The organism is Xanthomonas hortorum, from assembly GCF_040279205.1.
Lineage (GTDB): Bacteria > Pseudomonadota > Gammaproteobacteria > Xanthomonadales > Xanthomonadaceae > Xanthomonas > Xanthomonas hortorum_F.
On the sequence record NZ_JBEOLS010000153.1, the window covers coordinates 1 to 212 of the forward strand.

Annotated in this window: 1 pseudogene; it reads right to left on the bottom strand. The window is 58.5% G+C overall.

The features are described 5' to 3' along the window. Positions 1-212: pseudogene (locus ABS769_RS22600) on the bottom strand (IS5-like element ISCARN85 family transposase); the annotation flags it as partial.

Genomic DNA, 212 nt, shown 5'->3' on the forward strand with positions numbered 1-212 from the left:
CATCAACAAATGAATCGGCCGCTCCACTGGCCCCAGGTGTTCAAGCAACGCGCGGCCTGCAGGTGCGTCATGCACGTTGCCAGGCGTCAATCCAAAGGTGATGGCTGTTCGAGCATCTGCGGCAACCATATGAATCTTGGTGTTCCATCCACCGCGGGACTTGCCGACGGCCTGCGGGCCGTTTTTTTTAATGCACCCGTGCCATCGGGATG